Genomic DNA, 20,307 nt, shown 5'->3' with positions numbered 1-20,307 from the left:
GCTCAACGTGCGGCTCAGGCCCGGGCCAGCTCCCACATCCTCGTGTACGCCTCGGCGCCGCTCATCAGCTGCTGCCGCAGCGCCGCACCGTCGCCGCCCGCCTGTCCGACGAGGTCGACGGACCAGTCGGCGTAGAGGCCGTACTGGGCGACGCCGTCGGTGTTCAGGTCGAACGTGCGCGACCCGAACGTCTGCCGGCTCACGGTGGTGCCGTTGAGCGCGGTGAACGGGTACGCCAGCGGGGCGCCGGTGCGCGGTTCCGGCTGGAGGTGGAACCCGTTGACGTCGCTGCCGAAGCCGTAGCCCGTCATCGAACCGCCGTTGGACGACGACCGGTTGGCCCGCCACTCGGCGACGAAGTCACCGGGCTTCTCGGCGATGGTGGCCACGAAGCCGCCGAGCCCGATCATCCGGTTGATGAGCGTCGGGTCCGACCAGGAGTGCGCGGAGGCCAGGCCCGGGTAGTCGGCCGCGTCGGCCATGTCGAGCACGGCCTGCGCCGTCTTCACGCTCATGTGGTCGATGTGGATGACCATGCCGCGGTCCATCATCTTCTGGACCAGGTAGCGGCCGAGGTCGGTGAGGCCGCGGATGTTGCAGATCTTCCCGCTCGGGTAGACCGGGAGGATCGTGCCGGGCGGCAGGTTGATCCCGCCGAGCCCGAGCAGCCGCGCGATGTCGTCACTCGTGATCGGCTGCTCGTTGTCCGACGGCCCGGTGCACGACGTCGCCTGCCACCAGTGCCCGGTGCTCAGCAACTGCCCGACGTTCACCGCGGCGCCCTGCGTACCGGAGTCGAACCTCGTGCCGCCGAACGCGTTGTCGAACTTGTGCACCGGGTAGATGCCCGAGACGCCCATCGCCTGCAGTTCGTTGAGACCCGCGTCGATCGCCGCGGTGGTGCAACCGGACGCGCCTTCGCGGCAGCCGAACAGCTCGGAGTTCTCGACCCCGACGATCACCGCGAGCTTCCCCTGCGCCGCAATGCTTCGAACCTGCGCCGGGGTGGTGGCGATGCGGAACCAGCCCTTGCCGGCGCCGCCGCTCTGCGCGTCGATGTAGTCCTGCATCGAGGTGAGGTACCGGGACTGCGCGCGGAGCTGTTCCATCTCGTCGCACGACGTGTCGCGGTACGGGAACAGCTCGCAGATGACGCGGTTCGCGACCAGCAGCGCGTTCATCACCCGCTGGCCCGACCGCCAGGACCGCTCGATCCCCCGGTAGTACGACTGCTCGTGCAGCAACGAGTTGGGCTGCGGCCAGTCGCCGAACGTCGGCCAGCCGTCTTCGCGCGAGTCGACCGCGTCGGTTCCGCCGACGATCGCCTCGAACAGCGCGCCGAGGTTCAGGCTCTGGTGCGTCGAGCATCCCTTCAGCGCCACCTCGACGCCGCCGGACGCCCACGCGTCGCCGCAGTGCAGCTGGCCACCGAAGGCGGCGCCGGCGGTGATGTGGGCGTGCGCGTCGATCGTCCCCACGAGGCGGCCGGCGCTGTCGACGCCGGGCGCCGCGGTGCCGCTCACGGCGGTGGCGATGTCGGGCTGGGAAAAACAGTTATTGGACGTCGTGAGCTCGACCGAGTTGTTCGAGTTCCCGGAGCCGAGGCGCCACAGGAACGACCCCATGGCCTGGCCGGTGGCCGTGGCGGTGAACTTGTACCGGCTCCCGGACTTGGCGACGGTGTAATCGGCGCGGTCGCCGTACGCTCCGCCGGCCAGGATGAAGCCGACGATGCTCTGGTACAGCGGCTGGCCCCGGTTGTCGAGAAGCTCGTACCGGTTGAGCTGGGTGGCTTCGAGGCGCACCGGCGTGGCGGCGGTGGCCGTCCCGGAGAATTTGTAACCGTCGCCGTCGCGCACGACGTATCCGACGGAGTTGTTGCCGTCGAAGACGCGGAGCGCGACACAGGCGCCGTCGAGCGCCTCGGATGCGGCGGTGATCGGGGCGGCGGCGGCCGGGCTGCTTGCGGCGACGACGGCGGCGACGGGTGCGAGCAGTACGAGGACGGTGGACCTGGCAAGGCGACGACGCATGGGTACCCCCTTGGGCGGCGGGAGGCTTTCTACCGGGCGGCTGCCGGAAGCTACTGGCTGGTAAACAGACTCCGCGCAGACATCGGCGACTGTCAAGATCCTGGATTTTCAGTCAGTTAGCATCCGGACTATGCGCGCACGGTTGTCCGACATCGCCCAGCAGGCCGACGTCAGCGAGGCCACCGTGTCGCGGGTCCTCAACGACCGGCCGGGCGTCTCGCCCGACAAGCGCCAGGCGGTGCTCACCGCGCTCGACGTCCTCGGCTATGAACGGCCGGAGCGGCTGCGCAAGCGCAGCGCCGGACTGGTCGGGCTGGTCGTGCCCGAACTGGAGAACCCGATCTTCCCCGCGTTCGCCCAGACGATCGAGTCGGCGCTGGCCCACCGCGGCTACACGCCGGTGCTGTGCACGCAGACCCCGGGCGGCGTCACCGAGGACGAGTACGTCGAACTGCTGCTCGACCGGCAGGTCTCCGGGATAATCTTCGTGTCGGGCCTGCACGCCGACACCACGTCCGACCCGGCGCGGTACCGCAAGCTGGTCGGCCGCCCGCTGCCGATCGTCCTGATCAACGGCTACATGCCGGGCATCGAGGCCCCGTTCATCTCCTGCGACGACCGGGAGGCCGGCGACCTCGCGGTGTCGCACCTGGTGGCGCTCGGCCATCAGAAGATCGGGCTGGTCACCGGCCCGGAACGGTTCCTCCCCGTGCAACGCAAGATCGCCGGTTACCGCGGCGCGATGCGCCGTCTGCTCGACGCCACCGACCACGAACTCGACGCGATGACCGCCCTCACCCTGTTCGGCGTCGAGGGCGGCGAGGCCGCCGCGGCCCGCCTCCTCGACGACGGCGTCACCGGCATCGTGTGCGGGTCAGACCTCATGGCGCTGGGCGCGATCCGGGCCGCCCGCCAACGAGGTCTGACCGTTCCCGGCGACCTGTCCGTGATCGGCTTCGACGACTCGCCGTTGATCGCGTTCACCGACCCCCCGCTGACCACGGTCCGCCAACCCGTCTCCCCGATGTCGGTCGCCGCGGTCAACACGCTGATCGACGAGATCAACGGCCACGCCGCCCCGCGGTCGGAGTTCGTCTACCGCCCCGACCTGATCGTCCGCTCCTCGACGGCCGCCGCACGCCCGTCCACGCAACGCCCCCGCTCCATCCCCGCATAGACCGCCCCCAGACCCAAGTCGATCTTGCAGTTGTGCCCGCCCTTTCGCGGTATTTTGCCCCGTCTCTGAGCGGACACAACTGCAAGATCGACGCGTGCTGCCTGCGGGCGGGCTGCGAGCGGCTGAGAAGTGACTGAAACCTCTTTCAGGGGGCGCACGGGCATTGGCGTGAATGTGTTCGGCTTTGGGGGTTCACGGCACGTATTTACGTTGCTAGATTCGGCATGGGGTTGAAAGAGGTTGCAGATCTTGCAACAACTTTCTTCGGGGGCCTCCCGCCTTGTCCCGCCTGTCTTCGGAGTCCGCCATGCCGATCCGTAGAAGGGCTGTCGCCTGGGCAGCGGCAGCCGTCACCCTCCTCGTCCTCTCCTATGGTCTTGTCGCCGCCACCACCGCGACGCCCGCGCGGGCCGCGACCGCCAACGGAACGTCGATCGTCCATCTCTTCCAGTGGCGGTGGGCGTCCATCGCGAGCGAGTGCGAAACCACCCTCGGCCCCAACGGCTGGGGCGGCGTGCAGGTGTCGCCGCCGCAGGAGCACGTGGTGCTGCCCAGCGCCGAAGGCGCCACCTACCCGTGGTGGCAGGACTACCAGCCCGTCTCCTACCGCCTCGACCAGACGCGGCGCGGAACCCGCGCCGAGTTCGTCAACATGATCCAGCGCTGCCGGGCCGTCGGGGTCAAGATCTATGTGGACGTCGTGCTGAACCACATGACCGGCACCGCCTCCGCCGGCAACGGCCCGGGTAGCGCGGGTACGCCCTACACCAAGTACGACTACCCGAACCTGTTCAACGACGGCTCCGGCGACCGCTACGTGTACGCCGACTTCGGCCCGTGCTACACGGCGATCAGCAACTGGGGCAACAAGGCCGAGGTGCAGGACTGCGAACTGCTGAACCTCGCCGACCTCAACACCGGCGACCCGGAGGTGCGCCGCAAGATAGCGAAGTACATGAACTCCGTGATCGACCTCGGGGTCGCCGGGTTCCGGGTGGACGCCGCCAAGCACGTGCAGGAGGCGCACCTCGCCGACATCATCTCGCGGCTGCACGACGTGCCCGAGTTCGGTGGGCGTCCCGATATCTTCCACGAGGTGTACGGCGACGGCACCATTCCGTACACCGCGTACGCGCCGCTGGGCAAGGTCACCAACTTCGACTACCAGCGGGCCGTGTCCTCGGGCTTCCAGGGCGGCAACATCGCGCAGTTCGCCAACCTGCAGAACTACGGCGGGCTCACCGGCGGCCAGGCCGTCGTGTTCGTCGACAACCACGACACCCAACGGTCGACGCCGACGCTCACCTACAAGAACGGCGACCGCTACTACCTCGCCGACGCGTTCATGATGGCCCATCCGTACGGCACGCCGCAGCTCATGTCGAGCTATGCGTTCAGCCAGAATGCACAGGGGCCGCCGAGTTCGTCGAACGGCACCACGAACGCCGCCAGTTGCGGCACGCAGTGGATCTGCGAGCACCGCAACGAGCAGGTCGCCGGCATGCCCAGCTTCCGCAACGCCACCGACGGCACCGGAATCGCGAACCAGGTGACCGACGGCAACGGGCGCCTCGCGTTCGCCCGCGGCAGCCGCGGCTACGCCGCCTTCAACGCCACCGACAGCGCGTGGACCCGCACGTTCGCCACGAGCCTTCCGGACGGCAACTACTGCAACGTCGCGCGCGGCACGTTCGTCAACAACACCTGCACCGGCGGCGTGATCGCGGTGTCCGGCGGAAGTTTCACCACGACGATCCCGGCCAACCGCGGCGTCGCGCTCCACGTGAACGCGCGCACCACGGGTGGCCCGTCGAACCCGCCCGGCGGCACGGTCGCCGTCTCGTTCCACGCCACCGTGACGACATGGTTCGGCCAGAACGTGTTCGTGGCCGGATCCACCCCGGAACTCGGTTCGTGGAATCCGGCGAACGCCGTGCCCCTCTCGGCCGCCGACTACCCCGTCTGGAAGGCGACGGTCGCCCTACCGACCGGGCAGCCGATCGAATACAAACTCATCAAGAAGGACCCGAACGGCACCGTCACCTGGGAGGCCGGCGCCAACCGCACCTACACACCCACCACCGCCGTGACGCTGACCAGCACCTGGCGGTAGCCGCCCGGCGGAGGGGCGGCCCTCGTGAACCGAGGGCCGCCCCGACCGATCAGGCGATCGTGTACGCCCGTAGCACCGTCTGCTCGACGCGGTTGCCGGCGGCGTCGACCGCCGTCGCCCGCAGCGAGACCTGACCGGACCTCGGGTGGAAGACCGACGCCGTCCACCGGTCACCGGAGCCGCGCACCGCCGCCCGGTGCCACGTGCGGCCGTCGTCGTAGGAGACGTCGACGGTCACCGTCTTCACCGCCGACGACGTCTGCACCGGGATCGTGAACGGGCAGCCGCCCGGTGCCCGGTTGCGGACGTCGACGTCGGGGGTGAAGCGGGCGGTCAGCAGCGGCAGGGGTTTGCCGTTGCCGGCCGCCGACGAGCGGAACGTCCACGCCGCCGACACCGTCGTCCACTGTGGCCACCAGTCCACCGCGCGGTTGGTCTCCGCCACCAGCCGGTACGTGCCGGGCCCGGGCGGTACCTCGAACCGGGCCTGGTCGGGCGCCGGAACGGTGCCCACCAACGCGCCGTCGCGGTAGAGGCTGATCGAACCGGTGTCGGTCCCGTCCTCGGGGAACGGGACGCGTGGGTGGCCGGCCGCGTCGCCGTAGAGGGGCAGGATCACGTCGATCGCGTCGCTGTCCCGCCACACCCACGGCCGTTCGCCCGCGCGCGTGCGCACGGTGCCGGGGAACACCGGGCCGGCGACCGCCTTGTTCCAGGTGATCCGGTACGTGCGCCGGGCCGCCAGGTCGATCGTCTCGCCCATCGAGTCCCGCGGACCCCAGTACCCGCCCGACGACAGCCGCCACGTTCCGGGGGTGAAGTACTCGACGGTCTCCCGCCCGGCGAGCACCGGCGCAGACCAGCCGCCACCGAGTTGGGTGTCGAGGTAGTCGACGGACGCGACGACGTACCGCACGGCACCGGCCACGTTGTCGTGGTACGCCGTGCGCACCGCGGCGAGATCCTTCGTCCGCGGCCGGTGCTCCTGCGCCGTGGTCAGCTGCCCCCGCACCCCGTACGCGAGTTCGTACCGGAGCGACGACGCCGGCCGGCTCGCGTACCGCACGGTCGTCTGGCCGCTCTTCACCAGGGCCGCCAACCGCGCCGCGGTCCGGCCGAAACCGCGCAGCGTCGGCAGCGCCGGTGCCGGCTCCGGCTCGGCTCCGGCCCGGGTCGCAAAAGACGATTGGACGGTGACGAACGCCAGCCGCGCGCCCGCCGCCCGGATGTTCGCCGTCCGCCGGTACACCTCCTCGTACGTCAGGTCACCGGGCAGCTCGGCGAGCACGATCTTCCCCGTGGCGTCGATACCGGCCAGGTCCTCCGGCCTGGCCTGCCCGCCGTAGACCATCGGCAGGGTCGCGGCCTCCGCCGGTGTCGGCGATCCGCTCAGCCAGCCGGTGGCGACCTCGAACGGTTGGCCGTCGTCGGCGAACAGTTCGAGCTCCGGCTCCAGCGCCCGGCGCGCCTGCCCGAACGTGTAGGTGGGCGAGCCGGTGCCGGGCACCGTCGCCGCGTACACCGTGTCGAACCGCGGATCGAGCGAGAAGCTGACGCCGTGCACGCAGTCGCAGTCGCTGATGCGGCTCGTCACCTGGGTCATGTACGACCCGCCCCGCGCGGCCGGGTTGTCGACGGTGATCGACACCGGGTTGCCGTCGCGGGCGTCGAACGTCTGCGCGACGTTCCGGTCGAGGACCAGCTCCGGGTGGCTGATGAAGCTGAACGACGACTCCTGCCCGGCCCGCGGCGTCTCGATCGTCGTGTGGACGGCGTACCGCCCGGCGGGCAGCCGTACCGTGCCGGACAGGCCCCAGTAGAAGAAGTCTCCGTCGTCGAGGTCGAAGATGGTGACGCTCGGGAAGTCGCCCTCGGCCGCCGCCACGCCGTCCCGGTTGATCAGGCTGACCGTCAGGTCGTACAGCTCCTCCTCCTGGAGCACCGACAGGGCGGTGCGGGTGACCACGCCGCCGCCCGCGTCGCGCGCGACGAGCACCCCGCCGTAGGTGCCGGCCGCACCGTCCACAGCGGACGCCGTGACGTCCACAGTGGACGTTCCGCCCGCGGGCACGGTGACGGTGGTGGCCGAGAGCCGCAGCGTCTCCGCCGGTGCCGGCGCCCCGTCGCGGCGCGTCACCGACGCGGCGAGGGTCAGCGTCACCGGCGCGGATCCGGTGTTCCGCCAGGTGACCGGCTGCGTGCGCGAGGTGCCGAGGTTGGGCCACCTCAGGTACGTCGAGACGCTGCCGGTGGCGGTGACCGGTTGGCCGGTCGCCCGGCCCACGTCCACCCGACCGGTGCCCACCGCGTAGGGACCGGCATCCGCGACCTCGACGGCGGTGCTCATCAACGCGTCCTTCAGCTGGGCGGGTGCCCAGTCGGTGTGCTGTTGGACCAGCAGGGCGGCCGAACCGGCCACGTGCGGCGTCGCCATCGACGTGCCGTCGAGGCGCTGGTACGCGTCGCCGATCGGTTCGCCCAGCGGCGGAACACCCGCCGGCGCGGCCGCCACGATGCCCTCGCCGGGCGCCGCGATCTCCGGCTTGACCGCGCCGTCGCCGATGCGCGGACCGCGGTTGGAGAACCCGCTCAGCACGTCGGTCTTGCTGACGCTACCGACGGCCAGCGCCGACGTGGCGGCGGCCGGGGTGGAGACCCACTCGTCGGCGCCGTCGTTGCCCGCGGCGGCGACGAACAGCGTGCCGTACTGCCGGGTCAACTCGTCGACGGCCGCCGACACCGGGTCGGTGCCGTCGCTGCCGTACCCGCCGAGGCTCAGGTTCACCACGTCGGCGTGCACCTCGGCGGCCGCCCACTGCATACCGGCGATGATCGCGTCGAAGGTTCCGAAGCCGGTGTCGTCGAGCACCTTGCCCACGGCGAGCGACGCGTCGGGCGCCACGCCCCGGTACTTCCCGCCGGACGCGGCGCCCGACCCGGCCACCGTCGACGCGACGTGGGTGCCGTGCCCGTTGCCGTCCTCGACGTTGCCCTTGCCGGAGAAGTCGCGCGACGCGGTGACCCGGCCGGTGAGGTCGGGGTGGTCGGTGTCGATGCCGGTGTCGAGCACCGCGACCGTCACTCCCGTGCCGGTGACGCCCTTCGCCCAGGCCGCCGGTGCGCCGATCCGCGTGACGCTCTCGTCGAGCGTCACCCGGGCCTTGGCGTTCAGCCAGACGCGTTCGACCCCGGAAAGGTCCGTCAGCATCCGTCCGGCGCCGGATTTCTTCGCGTCGACGGCGGCCATCCGCACGCCCGGAAGCGCCCGCCGCACGGCCGCACCGCCCGGCGCCGCTTTGGCGGCACCCGAATACTTGACGAGCAGCGGCACCGTCGGGACCCGCGCGTCGTCGTAGCCCTGCCGCACGAGGCCGGTGACGTTGAACAGTTCCAGGTCGAGCTTGCCGGCGTGCACCAGCAGGCCCGCGTCGGACGGCACGACGTACCGGTCGCCGTGCCGGGTGAACCGCTGGAACTGCGCCGGCCGCGCCCGCCGCACCGGCTCGACGAAGTCAGCGGCGCCGACGAGCACCCGGTCCCCCGTGATGAGCGTGACCCATGACCCCTGCGCGCCGGGCGGAACGGCGGGCGGCCCGGCGCTTCCGGGTGGCGCCGCGGTGGCGACGGCCGCGGTGACGGCCGTGGCGGCCAGCACCGCCGCGGCCGTGGCCCGCGCCACGAACCTACGTCCAATCATCAACTCTCCCCGATATCGGTGATCCTCCATTTCTTATTCACCGACGGGGGCGGATCTGTTCCCGGTTTCAGGACGTCACGCGGAACGTCGCGTCCTCGCGGTCGGTGGCGGTGCTGATCGGGTCGATCCGCAGCACGTAGTTCGAGTGCCGCAGGTAGCGGTCGGCGACGTTGTAGGAGCGGAACGACGACCACGTCGAGTCGCTGAGACCGGCGACGCGGGAGAACGTGGCGTCGGCGCGGAACGCGGCGGTGTTGTCGTTGACGTCGAGGCGGATCTCGTAGTTGTAGTGGCGCAGGTAGCGGGTCGGGTAGTTGACCGACTGGAACGACACGCCGGCCCCGTCGGCCAGGCCGGCCACCATCCGCCACATCTGGTCCTGGTACGGCTCCATCGGGTAGGTGTCGATGCGGCCCAGGTTGTTGGCGTGCCGCACGAACCGGTCCGGGAAGTTCGACGACTTCAGGCGGACCCAGTTCGGCAGGCCCCAGCGCGCGGTGAGGCCGCTGTACTCGGCGCTCGTGATCCCGACGATCGAGCCGTGCTTGGCGTTCATGGGCGGGGTGTAGGTGCGCTGGTTCAACGCCGTCCACGAGTTGGCGCCGACGTTCGACGTCGACCACGCGTAGAAGTCGTTGTTGACGGGGCTGAACGAGTCGCCCCACAACCGCCATCCGCTGCCGCTGTTGTCCTTGATGAGCAGCGGCGCCTCCATCTGGTTGCCCTGCCGCAGGCCGCTCGTGTAGGTGGTGTAGCTGTTCGGCGCGCCGGTGCCGGAGCGGGCCCCGTACAGCAGGCCGGTGGAGAGGTTCTTGTAGTAGAGGTAGAACGTCGAGCCGTCGACCACGACGTCGCCGTCGAGCACCCCGAATCCGGGGCTGAAGTACACCTGGTTGGTGGTGACCGTCCGGAAGTCCGACGTGTAGTTGACCATGAACACGTCGGCGCCGTTGTTGGCCGAGTACACGATGCCGTACTGGCCCCGGGCCTGGTCCCAGAACGCCGTCGGCGCCCAGGTGTGCGTGTTCAGGCCGTGCATCCTGACCCGGCGGTAGCCGGTGAAGCTCGTCAGGTTCGTCGAGTCCCAGACGTGCAGGTACTGGTTGTTCTGGCTGAAGTCGGTGCCGTTGAGGTCGGTGGCCAGGATCACGAACGTGCCGTCCTGCTTGCGCAGGATGAACGGGTCGCGCAGGCCGAGCGTGCCGGCCGTGGGGGTGACCACCGGGTTGTTCTGGTTCAGCGGCTGCCAGTTCAGCCCGTCGGTGCTCACCGCGAGGTGCAGGCCGTAGTTGGCGGCGGTCTGGTTGGGCGACTCGGTGAAGTACGCGAACACGTAGGCGGAGTTGGCCGCCGACGCCTCCCGGGTACCGGCGACGGCGGCGGCGGCGCTGAACGTCGTAGTGAGGCCGGTGAGGACCATGAAGTCTCGTCGCGATAGGGACATCCATCGATGTTATCGCTAACAACCGGCAAGTCAACAAAAGTCTCAGGACGCGGCGGTCGCCGCCGATGTGCCAGCCGAGCAGACGAATACCACCCCTGGAAAGCGGCGATGACCACGATGACCCACCCCGACCCGCATTCGCCGGAGTGGTGGGACGGGCTGCTGCACTACTGCGGCGACTTCGACTCCGCCGTCGCGACGGAGCGGCTGGCCGAGCTGATCCTCCCCCGCATCCCGCAGCGCATGCTGCGTCGCGAGGCCGACCTGGCCCTGACCCGGGTCGTGTCGTCGCTCATCCGGCCCACGCCCGAGCTGCAGGCCGCCGCGCTCAAGGTGACCGAGCGGCTGGAGACCCTGCTGATCAAGCGCCGCGACCTGGGCCAGGACGACGAACCGGGCGTGCGCGAGAGCCGGGCGATCTGCCACCTGATGCGCCAGCGGTACGGCGCCGCGGCGGCGGACGCGGAGGCCAGCGTCGGCATGGACAAGCTGCTGCACGCGATCTTCGCGTCGCTGCGATCGTCGACATTGCACACCGCGTTCACCATCGAGCTCCTCAAGCGCGGCCAGGATCCGGAGCAGGCGGTGCGGGCGGGACGCGCGCTGGGCACCTACCGCTGGTGGCCGGACTGGCTCCGGTCGGTCGCGACCGACCTCGCCCTGCAGGGACGGCTCGACAGCGAGATCATCACGTCGCTCGACCGGTCGGCGTTCGCCGAACTGAACGTGCTCCAGGCCCGCATGGCCCGCAAGCTGATCGACGGCGACACGGAACTCGCCGGCGTCGCCGCGTCCCGGCTCGTCTCGATCGGAAAGCCCGACGTCGCGGCCGCCCTGCTGCGCGGCGACCTGGAAGCCATCGCGATGGCCTCGAAGCTGACCCTGAACGTGGCCGAAACCTCACGACTGCGCGGCTGAGAGCGGTCACCCGCGCTCCCGCGCCGCCGGTCGGGCCGGCATTCGGGTGAACGACCGCCGGTACGCCGTCGGGGTCAGGCCGGTGCGGCGCAGCACGTGCTGCCGCAGCGAGTCGGCGCTGCCGAGCCCGCTACGCCGGGCCACCAGGTCCATCGGCAGGTCGGTCGCCTCCAGCAGTTCGCGGGCGCGGTCGATGCGTTGGTGCAGCAGCCACTGGAGGGGACTCAGGCCCGTTTCGGTGCGGAAGCGCCGGGTCAGCGTCCGCACGCTGGTGCGGGCGTGCCGGGCCAGGTCGGTGAGGGTCAGCGGGTCGTCGAGGTGGCCGAGGACCCAGGCCCGGGTGCCGGCCAGCGACGTGCCGCGTTCGGGCGGCAACGGCGTCTCGATGAACTGGGCCTGGCCGCCCGGCCGCACCGGCGCGACCACCGCGCGGCGCGCGACCGCGTTGGCCACGGCGGCACCGTGGTCGGCGCGGATCATGTGCAGGCACAGGTCGATACCGGCCGCGAGCCCCGCCGACGTCAGGAGCGGGCCGTCCTCGACGAACAGCACGTCGGGTTCGAGCCGCACCGCCGGGTACCGTCGCCGGAAGTCGGCCGACTGCGCCCAGTAGGTGGTCGCCCGGCGACCGTCGAGCAGCCCCGCCGCGGCGAGCACGAACGCGCCGGTGCAGATCGACGCGATCCGCTTTCCGGCGGCGGCGGCGCCGCGGAGCGCGGCCGGCACGCGCGGGTCCAGGCCATCGCGCGCCGAGGTTCCGGTGACCATGACGGTGTCGGCCGCCGATACGACGTCGAGTCCATCGTGGACGATCACCGCGAGGCTGCCGCTGCCCGGAAGCACACCGGGCTCCGCCGTGCAGATGCGCACCTCGTACGCGGGCCGGCCGCCGACCTCGACCGCGCCGAAGATGAGTTCCGGGATCGACAGGTCGAACGTGGTGACCGGCGGCACTGCGACGACCGCGATCCGGTGCATGGCCGGAACCTCCGGATGTCTGGCAATCGGGCCACTACCGTAACCGGTCGGCGGGCGGCACCGTGAGGACCATGTCCTTCGTCGTCGTCACCGGAGCCGGCGCCACCGGCCTCGCCACCGCCCGCCGCTTCGCCGAGAGCGGCGAACGGGTCCGGCAGCTCACCCGCAGCGGCAGCGGGGCCGACCATCCGCTGGTGGAACGGATCGCCGCCGACATCACCGACGCCGACCGGCTCACCGAGCTGACCGCGGGTGCCCGCGCGCTCGTCAACTGCGCCATCCCCGCCTACGACCGGTGGGCGACCGACGTGCCGCCGATGGCCGCCGCCCTGCTCGCCGCCGTCGAGCGCACCGGTGCCGGCTACGTGATGCTCGGCAACGTGTACGGGTACGGCGCGGTCACCGGTCGGCTCACCGAGGAGCTGCCGATGGCCGCGACCACCGTGAAGGGACGCGTGCGCGCCCGCATGTGGCTCGACGCGCTCGGCGCGCACGACGCCGGCCGGGCCCGCGTCACCGAGGTGCGGGCCGGCACGTTCCTGGGCGCCGGCGCGGTGAGCGGCTACACGCTGTTCGTGCCCGGGCCGGTGCTGGCCGGCGACGTCGCGGCCTACCCCGGCGACCTCGACGCGCCGCAGAGCTGGGCGTACACCGAAGACGTCGCCCGGAGCCTGGTCGCCGCGACCCGCGACGACCGGGTATGGGGCCGGGCCTGGCACGCGCCGGTCACCTCGACGCTGTCGGTGCGCGCCCTGACCACCCGGTTGGCGGAGCTGGCCGGCGCGCCCGCGCCGAAGCTGCGCCGCATCCACGCCGACGAGCTCACCGGGCTGGCCGCGGCGACGCCGGTGCTCGGCGAGCTCGTCGAGATGCTGTACAGCACCGAGAACCCGCAGCTCCTCGACACCACCGCCACCGACGCGGTACTCGGCGTCCGCCCGACCCCGCTCGACACCGTGCTGCGTGAGCTGGTCGCGCCGGGCCGGGACAAGTCCTAGTCACATGCGGGCGAGGTCGGCCTTCCGGGCCTGTTCGATGCGCACGGCGAACCGGCGGGTCTCGTCGTCCTTGCCGGCGCGTTGTTCGGAGCCGGCCAGCCGGGCGCCCTGCTCCAGGTGTTCGCGGAGGCATTCGCGGACGGCGTCGTCGAAGGCCGTCCCGGCCGATGCCTCGATGCGGGCCAGGTCGGCCGGTGTGACGATCCCGGGCAGCTCGTGACCCTCGTGTTCGTTGGTGATCAGCACGTTCTGGCGGTTGGCGATGCCGAGCAGCTCCGCCAGCTCGGCGCGGTGCGACGCCACCAGCGTCGTCACGAACGTGGCGAGGTGCGGATCGGTCACGCGGGTCGACGCCCGCTCCAGCAGGATCAGGGTGCTTTCGTTCATGGCGATCATCAACGACAGCCATGCTGCGTCCGTCCCCCGAAGACCCGGCGATGGCGCCGCGCTGGCCGACGCGGCCGCGCGCGGCGACGGCGCCGGCCGCCAGAGGTGGAAGGCGGCCAGCGCCGGTAGCGTCACCGCGGCCGCGACCAGCGCGGCCAGGGTGATCCGGGATCGGGTCACGGATATCCGTTGGCGCCGCACTTGATGACCGGACGGATGCAGTTCTGGACCCGGCGGAGCATCTCGGCCTCGGGCCAGGCGTTGAAGAAGTCGCCGTGCATCGTGTAGCCGGCACCGGACGCCAACCGGAACCGGGCCGGGTTGCCGTTCGCCGGATAGCGCAACACCTGACGCAGCTTAGGCACCGCCACCGGGTGTGTCGACGGGCAGGCCGCGTTCACCGGGTAGGCCATGTGGCTCTTGTGGTCGGCCGAGTCGAGGTCGCGGCCGTTCCAGCACTGCGGGAAGTCCAGATAGGACTCGATCATGCTGCCGGCCGGGCAGGTGAGGAAGTCCTTCGACGCGCCGGCCTCGTTGTGGTGCAGGCACGACCAGCGGGCGATGGACTCGTTCGGGCCGGTGGCCTTGGCGTTGCCGGCGACGATGCGCAGCCCCAGCGGCAGCGGTTGGGTCTGCGCGACGATGTCGTCCCGCACGCCCTCACCGAGGTAGTAGAACGTGGTGATGGTGGGCTCGACCGGGACGTTGTCGACGTAGAACGTCGGCACCCAGTAGCTCGACGTGTCCACCGAGGGGTTGCAGTTGCTCGCACCCACCTGGAGGTCGGCCAGCTCGGTGTACGCGTCGGTGACCCGGCTGCCGAAGAAGCTGTGCATGTGCGACGCGCCGGGCAGGTTCGGGAAGACGATCGGGTCGTCGGGCAGCCGGTGGCTGAACGGGCAGTCGGCGAGGAACTCGGAGACCCGCACGATCGGACCGGACGGCGGCGGAGTGGTCGGCGGCGGTGTCCCGGTGTACGAGCCGAACACCTGGAACTCCCACAGCGAGTAGCCCCACTGGGTGGCCCGCTGGGTCCCGTACACCCGCACGTAGCGCCCGCTGCCGGAGACGGTGAGGGTCTGCACGCCGCCGGTTCCGGCGGTCGTCGTGTGGACGGTGGTCCAACTGCTTCCGTTGGCCGACGTCTGCACGGTGAAGGCGCGGGCGTACGCGCCCTCCCAGGTCAGGACCACCCGGCTGATCGTGGCCGCGGCGGCGAGGTCGACCTGCAGCCACTGCGGATCGGCGAAGGCGCTCGCCCAGCGGGTGCCGGTGTTGCCGTCGACCGCGGCGGAGGCGGGCGTGCCACCGTTCTCCGTCGACGACGCGGTGGCCGTGCGGCCCTGGGAGATGTTGGTGTCCGCCAAAGCAGCCGGCACGGCGGCCACCGGAGCGGCGGTGGTCGTCAGGATGCTGCCGAGCAGGATAAGAGTGAATGCTGCCGCGCGAAGCGGTCTCGGACGGGCGTAGAGCATGGGGGTTAACCCTTCGGCGGAGGGTTGAGAGAGCGCTCTCTCCCGCCTCCAGGGTAGAGATTAAGTGACGTATGTCAATGCGCATCCTCCTCCGCGATCTCCTCGACTATCGACAGGACCGCCGCGGCCACCCGCTCGACGACCCGCGGATCGCCGAGGAGCGTGAGGGCGGTGTCGGCGTCCGCGCCGGCCGCGTTCAGCAGGTCGAGATCGTCGCTGCCGCCGAACGCCACCGTCAGGACGTCGACCACCGCCGCCGGTGCCGGTTCGCCGCCGGCGATGCGCGCGCCGATCGCCTCGACGGCCGAGGCGGCCAGGTCACGCAGCCGCGCGTCTTCGACCTCGTGCCGCTCGACCAGCGCCAGCGGGGCGGGCTCGACACCACGGCCGCCGTCGCCGGGCGGTGCGGAATGGACCGACGGCTGCTTGTGCCCGAGCGGACACTCCACATAGGACGCGTACCAGGCCGGCCGCTGCCGCATGACGCGCAGCACGTACTCCACCTCCGCCGCGACGGTCGCCTGGTCGGCTCCGCGCCAGTCGCCGGTGGTGACCGCACGGCGCTGCGTCCAGGAATCCAACGGCCACAGGCAGGTGCCGGCGGTGGCGGTGACGCCGACCCAGATCAGGATCTCCGTCGCCAGTTCGGTCAGCCAGCGGTCGTGGCCCAGCGCGTCGGCCAGCCAGCGCGGCAACCGGGGACGCTGCAACGCGCCGCGCGCACCACGACGGCGCCGGTGCGCGTCGACGGTGGCCGGTGTGAGCCGGCTGCACGTCCAGGCCTCCAGATCCGAAATCTCCATGGTGGCGTATTTGAGCACATAGAACACGACGGCCTCGACGTCGTCCTCGAACTTGTCCAGACAGTCCGCGGCCATCCGCCGCAACGACGTCGCACACGCCGGATGCCCGCGTTGTATCTCGATGCGCCGGGTCAACTGCTCGAAAACCACCGGCCAGGTCAGCCGATACACCGCCGCGGTCAGGTGGCGGCGATCGTCGTCGGTGGCCGCGGCGGCGGTTGCGGCGAGTTCGCCGGCCCGGGCCAACGCGCGGACGTGCTCCACCGCTCCCCCGCCGGCGGATCCTGCGGGCCACTGCCGCGGAACGACCACCGACCGCGGAGTCCGGTCCGCCGTTGCGACGCGCTTCATCAACCGATCCCCCTCATGTTGTCTGAATTCGCTTCACATCAACAACGATCGCGAGCAACTCCGGTAACACGACGTAGCCTGCCGGATCCACGCCGCTACGGCGAGACGCTCCGCACAAACACAGCGCTTCGGACACCGGAACAGCACCTTTGGTCGGCCATGCACCGGCACGGGTAGATCGACGTGTCGGCGTGGGTCACGGTGTCGCATAACGGACGATGGCTTACCGGCCACTCGGAGGACCGCCGTCACCCGCCGTCCGTCAGTTCCGGGTCATGAACAGCACATCGTGCACAACCACCTGTTCCGGACCGACCGGTCGCGACCAATGGTGCTGAGACTCACCCACCAACAGCACGACCGCCTCGTCCGGCTGCTGCCGTGCGCGTCGGCCGGGCCGGCGTCGCCCGCGCCGGCCTCGCCCGGTTGCGGGGGCGCTGACCTGCGCGGACCCGGCTATCCTCGGCGGATGGGCGAGTCGACCGGTGTGCCGCTGACGCCGGAACAGCGTGAGCGGATGCAGCGCGCCATCCTCGCCGAGCTCCGCCGGATCCGCGACGAGGCGCTCGACGCCGGCGTGCCACCGGCGACCATCAACCGGGTCGTCGAGGAGCGGCGCCGGGCGCTCGACACGTCCGACGAGGCGGGGGATCCCACCTAACCGGCCCCGACCGCGATCGCGCGGAGCGCGCGGTAGTTCGATCGCAGGTCGGCGGGCAGGTCGTCGATGTCGATGGCGGCCAGGGTCGCCACTGCCGGGTCGCACCTCCCGGCCTCGAGGAGCGCGTCGACGTAGGCCAGGCCGAGCGGCGGATGACCCGACCCCTCCCGCCAACCGGCGCCGAGCGTCTCGATCGACCGGTTCCGGTCCGCCGGGTCGGCGGTCATCGTGAACCGGGCCGCGTAGACGTGCCCGAGCCGCAGCCAGATCGACGCCCGCTCGGCGAGGCCCGCACCGGGCGTCGCGAGCGCGGTGCGCAACGTCCGCTCGGCGGCGGCGAAGTCCTCGGCCCGCCCGCGGGCGCGGTAGCGGTCGACGTACCGGTCGCTGATCGGGCCCAACGCCGCGACGTTCACCGGTTCGCCGGCGAGGTGTACCGCCTCCAGGGTGAGGTCGATCGACCGGTCGAGGTCGCCGGCGTTGCCCGTGACGGAGTGCCGGGCGTGCACCGCGTTCGCGTACGTCAGCAGGATCTCCGCCAGCGCCTCCGGATCGACGTACTCGTCGGCGCGCAGCGCCGATACGGCCCGAGCGTAGGCACCAATGCACCGGTCCAGCTCGTCGAGGTACACACACCATCTGACGGACGGGTACCGCGACCGCCGAGGTGTCGGCGGCCGCGGTCTCCCGAACGGTCTACATTCCCTACGCGACACCGGCCCGCAGCTGTCTCAGCGTCGGCAGCGCCTGCTGCGCGACGGCGCGGCTGGTGTTGCGGGTCGCCTCGTTCTCGGCTCCGGCACGGTCCACCGGCACCACCCGGCCGTTGGCGTACCTCACGCCGTACCGGTAGCCGGTGTCACCGTTGTACGCGGTGCAGTTGTAGTCGGTCTGCTCGTAGAGGAACCGGTTTCCACTGTCACTGCGCTCGATGAACCGGGTCTCCACACACGTGGGTGCGAGCTTGACGACCACGGCGTCGTAGCTGCGGATCAGCCTGTCGAGCAGGTCCGTCGTGGGGAAGCCGAGCTTGGCGAAGCCCACCATGGCGATGGAGTAGATGATGCCGAGCAGATTGCCGATCCTGTCGGCCGAGGCCTTGGTCTGCACGGCGTCGAAGAACGCGCTCGACAGCGCGGCGCAGTTGACGGCGTCGTTGGTGAACAGGGCCAGGCTGAACGGATCCAGCAGGTCGACATTGAGAAACTTGGTCGTGGCCGCGTCGGTGCAGGCCCGCACCTCGGCGCTGGCGATGGCGTCGATCTGGCCGATGATCTCAGTACGGGCCGCGTTGATCGCGTCGATGATCTCCCGCTTGGCCCGTTCGATCTGTGCGGCGGTGTCACCACCCCCCGAGAACAGGGCGCCGGCGACGGCGATGGCGATCTGGACGTACGGCACGGCCGCCTTGGCCGGCCGAGCAGGGCCGACCACACCCATCGCGACGGCCATGACGGTGGCGGTCATGCCGGCCAACAGTCTCTTTCTCACGTAGCTCTTTCCTTCCTCGTTGGGACGATCGACCGGCTAGAGGTTGCGTCGCCGAAGTTGTTCGAGGGCGTCCTGCGCCAACTTCCTGGCGGTATCCGCCATCCTCCATTCCGATCGATGTCCGTGCCCCGCCCCATCAAATCGATCCGGACCCGCGATGCCGTCGGTAGATCTACGCAATCGGTCTACGTAAAGCCGCTGGCACGGGTCCAATAGTTTGCTCTTGCGCTAAGTGTTGCCATCGGCAATACTTAGCCCCGTGGCACAGTATTCCGCCGAACTGGACGGCGTCTTCGTGGCCCTCGCCGACCCGACGCGGCGCGGCGTCATCCGCCGTCTCGGTCGCGGGCCGACCAGCGTCGGCGAGCTCGCCCGCGCGTTCCCGATGACGTTGCCGTCGTTCATGAAGCACGTCCGGATGCTCGAATCGGCCGGGCTGATCCGCACGGCCAAGGCCGGCCGGGTGCGTACCTGCGCCCTCAACCGCGAGCGCCTCGCCGTCGTCGACGACTGGCTCGCGGAGGAGCGGCGCATCTGGGAAGAGCGCACCGACCGGCTCGAAAACCTGTTGATGGAGGAGAAATCAGAATGAACCCCGATCTCGACCTTGCCGTACAACGGATCATCCGCGCCCCGCGCGCCGCCGTCTGGCGGGCCTGGACCGACCCGGGACGCTTCGAGAAGTGGTGGGTGCCGGCACCGGCCCGCTGCCGCGTCGAGCGGTTCGAGGCCCGGCCCGGTGGTGCGCTCGTCACCAGCATGAGCGACGACGGCGACCGGTTCGGCCCGCACATGGACGCGACGTTCATCGCCGTCGACGAGCTGGCCCGCATCGTGATCACCAACGCGATCGACAGCGCGCTGCGCCCGGCGAACCCGCAGCCGATCGCCATGACCGCCGAGGTCGTCCTGAGCGACCACCCGGACGGCACCGACTACCGCGTCATCGTCCGGCACGGCGATCCGGCCGCGCGGGCCCTGCACGAGAAGCTCGGTTTCGCCGACGGCTGGGGGTCGGTCACCGCGCAACTCGCGGCCACGGTCGAGGGGGACGCGCGATGAAGATCGTCCTGAGCGAGTTCGTGTCATTGGACGGCGTGAGCCAGGGACCCGGATCGTCCACCGAGGACACCAGCGACGGCTTCGCCCGCGGCGGCTGGCTCGTGCCGCACATCGACGAGGTGTTCGTGCGGCGGACGTCCGAGTGGCTCGACCGGGCCGACGGGCTCCTGCTGGGCCGGCGGACCTACGAGGCGTTCGCCCGCGACTGGCCCGCCATCACCGACGACCCGTACACCGAGCGGATGAACACGCTGCCGAAGTACGTCGTCACCAACACCCTCACCGCGGGATCGTGGCACCCGACGACCGTGCTCGCCGGCGACCCGGTCGACACCGTCGGAGCCCTGAAGGCGCAGCCGGGACGCGAACTGCAGATCCACGGCAGCGCCCGCCTCGGTGGCGCACTGCTGTCGGCCGGCCTCGTCGACACGGTCCGGCTCGCCGTGGCGCCCACGGTGATCGGTTCCGGGCGGCGGCTGCTCGGCCCCGGCGGCCCCGCCGGGCTCCGGCTCACGAACCACGAGGTGACGCCGAAGGGCCTGCTGCTGCTCGAATACGAGTACGTCGGAGCGGCGGCGGTGGCGGAGTACGAGGGGGTCGCCGCCTTCGTCGGGTGAGTGTCGCCGATCTCGACGTGCTGGTGCCGTGGATCGCACAGGCCGAAGCGGCACCGTTGTGGCTTCCATCGACGAAGATCAGTATGCTGCCCTCCGTACGGT

The 20,307-nt window shown here is 70.8% G+C and carries 17 protein-coding genes; 8 read left to right on the top strand and 9 right to left on the bottom strand.

Translation table 11 applies throughout. The features are described from left to right. Positions 1-14 precede the first annotated feature (14 nt). The gene (locus Vau01_RS26500) at positions 15-2,033 is read right to left on the bottom strand and encodes an amidohydrolase family protein (protein ID WP_203997539.1); all 2,019 of its coding nucleotides are present in this window, start codon (positions 2,031-2,033) and stop codon (positions 15-17) included. A gap of 130 nt (positions 2,034-2,163) precedes the next feature. Between Vau01_RS26500 and Vau01_RS26495 the strand changes: the two genes are divergently transcribed. Further along, on the top strand, positions 2,164-3,210 hold the full coding sequence (locus Vau01_RS26495; RefSeq protein WP_203997536.1) for a LacI family DNA-binding transcriptional regulator: 1,047 nt from the start codon (positions 2,164-2,166) through the stop codon (positions 3,208-3,210). Between the two features lie 307 nt (positions 3,211-3,517). Then, positions 3,518-5,323: a carbohydrate-binding module family 20 domain-containing protein gene (locus tag Vau01_RS26490; protein WP_203997533.1), complete on the top strand. Its 1,806-nt coding sequence runs from the start codon at positions 3,518-3,520 to the stop codon at positions 5,321-5,323. Between the two features lie 49 nt (positions 5,324-5,372). On the opposite strand, the gene Vau01_RS26485 is transcribed toward Vau01_RS26490, so the two are convergent. Both Vau01_RS26485 and Vau01_RS26480 read right to left on the bottom strand, forming a co-directional pair. Continuing rightward, a complete protein-coding gene (locus Vau01_RS26485) occupies positions 5,373-9,020 on the bottom strand; it encodes a S8 family serine peptidase (RefSeq protein ID WP_203997530.1) in 3,648 nt (1,215 codons plus the stop codon). 67 nt (positions 9,021-9,087) lie between these two features. Further along, entirely contained in the window at positions 9,088-10,464 is a 1,377-nt protein-coding gene (locus tag Vau01_RS26480) for a glycoside hydrolase family 43 protein (protein WP_203997528.1), read from the bottom strand. Between the two features lie 108 nt (positions 10,465-10,572). On the opposite strand from Vau01_RS26480, the gene Vau01_RS26475 reads away from it, so the two are divergent. Next, positions 10,573-11,382 carry a hypothetical protein gene (locus Vau01_RS26475; protein WP_203997525.1) on the top strand — a complete coding sequence of 270 codons (810 nt, stop codon included), beginning with the start codon at positions 10,573-10,575 and terminating at the stop codon, positions 11,380-11,382. A 6-nt stretch (positions 11,383-11,388) separates the two neighbouring features. Here Vau01_RS26475 and Vau01_RS26470 read toward each other — a convergent pair whose 3' ends face one another. Then, a complete protein-coding gene (locus Vau01_RS26470; protein ID WP_203997522.1) occupies positions 11,389-12,360 on the bottom strand; it encodes a GlxA family transcriptional regulator in 972 nt (323 codons plus the stop codon). Between the two features lie 71 nt (positions 12,361-12,431). Between Vau01_RS26470 and Vau01_RS26465 the strand changes: the two genes are divergently transcribed. Continuing rightward, complete coding sequence (locus Vau01_RS26465) at positions 12,432-13,358, top strand: NAD-dependent epimerase/dehydratase family protein (RefSeq protein WP_203997518.1); 927 nt, start codon at positions 12,432-12,434, stop codon at positions 13,356-13,358. Here Vau01_RS26465 and Vau01_RS26460 read toward each other — a convergent pair whose 3' ends face one another. The 3 genes from Vau01_RS26460 to Vau01_RS26450 form a co-directional block, all read right to left on the bottom strand. Next, positions 13,359-13,925, bottom strand: a complete 567-nt coding sequence (locus Vau01_RS26460; RefSeq protein WP_203997515.1) for a DUF305 domain-containing protein — start codon at positions 13,923-13,925, stop codon at positions 13,359-13,361. After that, on the bottom strand, positions 13,922-15,220 hold the full coding sequence (locus tag Vau01_RS26455; RefSeq protein ID WP_203997512.1) for a DUF1996 domain-containing protein: 1,299 nt from the start codon (positions 15,218-15,220) through the stop codon (positions 13,922-13,924). Before Vau01_RS26455 ends, Vau01_RS26460 begins: the two co-directional genes overlap by 4 nt. 74 nt (positions 15,221-15,294) lie before the next feature. Beyond that, on the bottom strand, positions 15,295-16,374 hold the full coding sequence (locus Vau01_RS26450) for a hypothetical protein (protein ID WP_203997510.1): 1,080 nt from the start codon (positions 16,372-16,374) through the stop codon (positions 15,295-15,297). Between the two features lie 469 nt (positions 16,375-16,843). Between Vau01_RS26450 and Vau01_RS26445 the strand changes: the two genes are divergently transcribed. Continuing rightward, positions 16,844-17,035, top strand: coding sequence for a hypothetical protein (locus tag Vau01_RS26445; protein ID WP_203997507.1), 192 nt, complete (start codon positions 16,844-16,846; stop codon positions 17,033-17,035). Here the strand turns inward: Vau01_RS26445 and Vau01_RS26440 are convergent. Both Vau01_RS26440 and Vau01_RS26435 read right to left on the bottom strand, forming a co-directional pair. Further along, positions 17,032-17,667: a hypothetical protein gene (locus Vau01_RS26440; protein ID WP_203997504.1), complete on the bottom strand. Its 636-nt coding sequence runs from the start codon at positions 17,665-17,667 to the stop codon at positions 17,032-17,034. The two genes, Vau01_RS26445 and Vau01_RS26440, sit on opposite strands and share 4 nt — an antisense overlap. 73 nt (positions 17,668-17,740) lie before the next feature. Further along, a complete protein-coding gene (locus tag Vau01_RS26435) occupies positions 17,741-18,526 on the bottom strand; it encodes a hypothetical protein (RefSeq protein WP_203997502.1) in 786 nt (261 codons plus the stop codon). 259 nt (positions 18,527-18,785) lie between these two features. Here Vau01_RS26435 and Vau01_RS26430 point away from each other — a divergent pair, with 259 nt between their 5' ends. From Vau01_RS26430 to Vau01_RS26420, 3 genes are read left to right on the top strand one after another with little or no spacing between them, the layout of a single operon-like run. Further along, entirely contained in the window at positions 18,786-19,118 is a 333-nt protein-coding gene (locus Vau01_RS26430; protein ID WP_203997499.1) for an ArsR/SmtB family transcription factor, read from the top strand. Further along, a complete protein-coding gene (locus tag Vau01_RS26425) occupies positions 19,115-19,588 on the top strand; it encodes an SRPBCC domain-containing protein (RefSeq protein ID WP_203997496.1) in 474 nt (157 codons plus the stop codon). The genes Vau01_RS26430 and Vau01_RS26425 overlap by 4 nt, the downstream gene beginning before the upstream one ends. Then, the gene (locus Vau01_RS26420; protein WP_203997494.1) at positions 19,585-20,205 is read left to right on the top strand and encodes a dihydrofolate reductase family protein; all 621 of its coding nucleotides are present in this window, start codon (positions 19,585-19,587) and stop codon (positions 20,203-20,205) included. The genes Vau01_RS26425 and Vau01_RS26420 overlap by 4 nt, the downstream gene beginning before the upstream one ends. The last annotated feature ends 102 nt before the right edge of the window (positions 20,206-20,307 follow it).

It is taken from the genome of Virgisporangium aurantiacum, from assembly GCF_016863635.1.
GTDB lineage: Bacteria > Actinomycetota > Actinomycetes > Mycobacteriales > Micromonosporaceae > Virgisporangium > Virgisporangium aurantiacum.
Note: the sequence above shows the minus strand (reverse complement) of the source record. Positions and strands in the feature narration are given on the sequence as shown.